The following is a 4,168-nucleotide window of genomic DNA, read 5'->3' as shown; positions in this document are numbered from 1 at the left end:
CTCCTCGGTGAACTCCTCGGCGTGCGCGTCGAGCATGCCCCGGAACACCCCCGGGAAGGCGAGCACGTTGTTGATCTGGTTCGGCTGGTCCGAGCGACCGGTGGCGACGATCGCGGCGTGCTTGCGGGCCTCCCGGGGGTCGACCTCCGGGTCGGGGTTGGCCAGCGCGAAGACGATCGCGTCCTTGGCCATGGTGGCGATGTCGTCACCGGTGAGCAGGTTGGGGGCGCTCACCCCGATGAAGACGTCGGCGTCCCGGACCGCGCCGGCCAGGTCACCGGAGTAGTTGTCCCGGTTGGTGTTCTCGGCCAGCCACTGCCAGGCCGGGTTGAGGTCGGGCAGGTCGCGGTGCAGGGCGCCCTGCCGGTCGTACGCGATGATGTCGCCGACGCCCTGGCGCAGCAGCAGCTTCATGATCGCGGTGCCGGCCGCGCCGGCCCCGGAGACGACCACCCGGACGTCGGCGAGCTGCTTGCCGACGACGCGCAGCGCGTTGGTCAGCGCGGCCAGCACGCAGATCGCGGTGCCGTGCTGGTCGTCGTGGAAGACCGGGATGTCGAGGGCCTCGCGCAGCCGGGCCTCGATCTCGAAGCAGCGCGGCGCGGCGATGTCCTCCAGGTTGATCCCGCCGTACGCGGGGGCGATGGCCTTGACGATCGCCACGATCTCGTCGGTGTCCTGGGTGTCGAGGACCACCGGCCAGGCGTCCACCCCGCCGAACCGCTTGAACAGCGCCGCCTTGCCCTCCATCACCGGCAGCGACGCCGCCGGGCCGAGGTTGCCCAGGCCGAGCACGGCCGAGCCGTCGCTGACCACGGCGACCGTGTTGCGCTTGATGGTGAGCCGGCGGGCGTCGGCCGGGTTGTCGGCGATGGCCTGGCAGACCCGGGCCACCCCCGGGGTGTACGCCCGGGACAGCTCGTCACGGGTCCGCAGCCCGACCTTGGAGTGCACCTCGATCTTGCCGCCGAGGTGCAGCAGGAACGTCCGGTCGGAGACCTTGCGCACGTCCACCCCGTCGAGCGCGGTGAGCGCCTCGACGACCTGGTCGGCGTGGCCGGCGTCGGCGGTGTCGCAGGTGAGGTCCACGATCACGTTGGTCGGGTCGGAGTCGACCACGTCCAGCGCGGTGACGATCGCACCGGCCTCGCCGACCGACGTGGTCAGCCGGCCGATCGAGGAGGCGTCCGCGGGGACCGCGATCCGGATCGTGATCGAGAATCCGGCACTCGGCAGTCGGGTGATGGCCACGGAAATACCTCCGTCGTCGCTGGCGGCTCGTCAGCATTTCTACTCGCCCACCGGGCCACGGCGGCAGCCGCCCCCGCGTTCGGCGACCTCCACCACGGGCATATAGCAGTCGCGCTCGGCGTTGACCCATGTCAGGATTACTTGGTACATGCACAGAACGGACAGGAGTCGCAGCTTGCGAGACCAGGAGACCCACACCCCCTACTCGGACGACGACCTCGACGCCACGACCGGTGAGTACGAGCTGTCGGAGCGGCAGGCGTTGCGGCGGGTCCCCGGCCTCTCCACCGAGCTGACCGACATCACCGAGGTCGAGTACCGCCAGCTCCGGCTGGAGCGGGTCGTCCTCGTCGGCGTCTGGACCGAGGGCACCCAGCGCGACGCCGACAATTCGCTGACCGAGCTGGCCGCGCTGGCCGAGACCGCCGGTTCACAGGTGCTCGAAGGGCTCATCCAGCGCCGCAGCCGCCCCGACCCGGCCACCTACGTCGGCCGGGGCAAGGTCGACGACCCCAGCGCGGCGGTGCTCTCCACCGGGGCCGACACGGTGATCTGCGACGGTGAGCTGTCCCCGTCCCAGCTGCGCAACCTGGAACAGCGCACCAAGGTCAAGGTCGTCGACCGCACCGCGCTGATCCTCGACATCTTCGCCCAGCACGCCAAGAGCAAGGAGGGCAAGGCGCAGGTCGAGCTGGCCCAGCTCGAATACCTGCTGCCCCGGCTGCGTGGTTGGGGCGAGACGCTCTCCCGGCAGACCGGTGGTTCCGGGCGGGGTGGCGGCGCCGGCGGCGGCGTGGGCCTGCGTGGCCCGGGTGAGACCAAGCTGGAGACCGACCGGCGGCGCATCCGGCACCGCATCGCCCGGCTGCGCCGGGAGATCAAGGCCATGCGCACGGTACGCCAGACCAAGCGCGCCCGCCGTTCCCGCAACGCGGTGCCGGCCGTGGCCATCGCCGGTTACACCAACGCCGGCAAGTCGAGCCTGCTCAACCGGCTCACCGGTGCGGGCGTGCTGGTGGAGAACGCGCTCTTCGCCACCCTGGACCCGACCACCCGGCGGGCCACCACCTCGGACGGGCGGGTCTACACGCTCTCCGACACGGTGGGCTTCGTGCGGCACCTGCCGCACCAGATCGTCGAGGCGTTCCGCTCGACGCTGGAGGAGGTCGCCGAGGCCGATCTGGTGGTGCACGTGGTCGACGGCACCCACCCCGACCCCGAGGAGCAGGTCCGCGCCGTGCGGGAGGTGCTCTCCGAGGTCGGTGCCGACCGGCTGCCCGAGCTGCTGGTGGTCAACAAGACCGACGCCGCCGACGAGGAGACCCTGCTGCGGCTCAAGCGGCTCTGGCCGGACGCGGTCTTCGTCTCCGCGCACAGCGGGCGTGGCATCGACGGGCTGCGTGAGGTGATCGAGCAGCGGCTGCCCCGCCCGGCCGTGGAGGTCCGCGCGGTGCTGCCGTACGACCGGGGTGACCTGGTGGCCCGGCTGCACCGGCAGGGCGAGGTGCTCAGCACCTCCCACCTGCCCGAGGGCACGCTACTGCACGTCCGGGTGGGCGAGGCGCTGGCCGCCGAGCTGATGCCGTTCGTGGCGGCGGGTGACCCGGCGGTGGCCGGCAGTCGGTGAGCGCTCCGGTGTGACCTGAGGTTCATCGCGGCATGCGACACTGACGCCATGCGCCGCGCTGTCTCCTCGGTCACGGTTGCCCTCGCCCTGTTCGGCGCGGCCGTGGCACCCGCTGCTGCCGCCGGGGCGGCACCGGTCTCCGCCGTCCCCGCCGGGGTGGCCCCGCCCGTCACCGGCGCGGGGCCGCTGGCCGTCGGGGCGGGTCCGCTCGCGGCGGCGGCAGGCAAGAAGAAGTGCACGATCACCGACGAGCGGCTGCGTGAGCTGTCCGGTCTGGTCGCCACGAAGACCGGCTACATCGTGATCAACGACGGCACCCTCCAGGAGAGCCGCAAGCGGGTCTTCTTCCTGGACACCAAGTGCAAGATCGCCAAGGAGCCGGTGAAGTACTCCGGTGACGGCCCCTTCGACACCGAGGACCTGGCCCTCTCGCCCGACGGCAAGACCCTCTGGATCGCCGACACCGGCGACAACGTCACCAGCAGGGAACGGCGTACCCGGGTCGCGGTCTGGACGATGCCGGTCTCCGGGTCCAAGCAGCCGGTGCTGCACCGGCTGTCGTACCCGGAACGCAAGCCGCACGACGCCGAGGCGCTGCTGATCGGCGCGGACGGCCTGCCCCTGGTGATCACCAAGGTGCCCAGCGGCAAGGCGGAGATCTTCACCCCGGAGGCCAAGCTCGACCCCGACGGCAACACCGAGCCGGTGCCGATGAAGAAGGTCGGCGAGATCACCCTGCCCAAGACCACCACCGACAACCCGCTGAACATCATCGGCCGGGTGGCGATCACCGGGGCGGCCCGATCGCCCGACGGCAGCCGGGTCGTGTTGCGCACCTACGCCGACGCCTTCGAGTACGACGTCAGCGGCGACGACATCGTCGCCGCGCTGACCACCGGCAAGCCCCGGGTCACCCCGCTGGCCGACCCGTTCGGCGAGGCCATCTCGTACACCCCCGACGGCACCGGGTTCGTCACCGTCTCCGACGGCGGGGAACTCGCCGCGGAGGACCCGATCGACATCCTCGGCTACACGCCGTCGACCAAGGGCGCCGAGACGATCGAGGGCGCGGCGGGGGCCAAGCCGGCGGCCGAGAGGTCCTGGTACGACGATCTCAGCCTGGACCAGATCACCTATCTGATCGGTGCGGTCGGCGTGATCGGCGCGCTCCTGGTCGGGGCCGGCATCGTCGGGATCGTGCGGTCCCGGCGGCGGGCCGCCGCGGCCGGCGTCGACCCCGACGACCCCGACGACGACGGGGTCACCTCCGGCGCGGTCTCCCGGGCCGCG

General features: G+C 71.9%; 3 protein-coding genes. 2 read left to right on the top strand and 1 reads right to left on the bottom strand.

The genetic code is table 11. The features are described 5' to 3' along the window. Window positions 1–1,251, bottom strand: a 1,251-nt coding sequence (locus tag ACOJTC_RS01355; RefSeq protein ID WP_420115421.1) for an NAD-dependent malic enzyme, incomplete at its 3' end; no start/stop codon positions are given. A gap of 148 nt (window positions 1,252–1,399) precedes the next feature. Between ACOJTC_RS01355 and hflX the strand changes: the two genes are divergently transcribed. Further along, a complete protein-coding gene (gene hflX, locus ACOJTC_RS01350; protein ID WP_420115420.1) occupies window positions 1,400–2,878 on the top strand; it encodes a GTPase HflX in 1,479 nt (492 codons plus the stop codon). Between the two features lie 48 nt (window positions 2,879–2,926). Further along, the coding region (locus tag ACOJTC_RS01345) for a hypothetical protein (protein ID WP_420115419.1) at window positions 2,927–4,168 on the top strand (1,242 nt) is incomplete at its 3' end.

The organism is Micromonospora sp., from assembly GCF_048594385.1.
Lineage (GTDB): Bacteria > Actinomycetota > Actinomycetes > Mycobacteriales > Micromonosporaceae > Micromonospora > Micromonospora wenchangensis.
Note: the sequence above shows the minus strand (reverse complement) of the source record. Positions and strands in the feature narration are given on the sequence as shown.

Coding starts and splice junctions, on each gene's coding strand:
- hflX (WP_420115420.1), top strand. CDS start 1,400: ATGCACAGAACGGACAGGAGTCGCAGCTTGCGAGACCAGGAGACCCAC.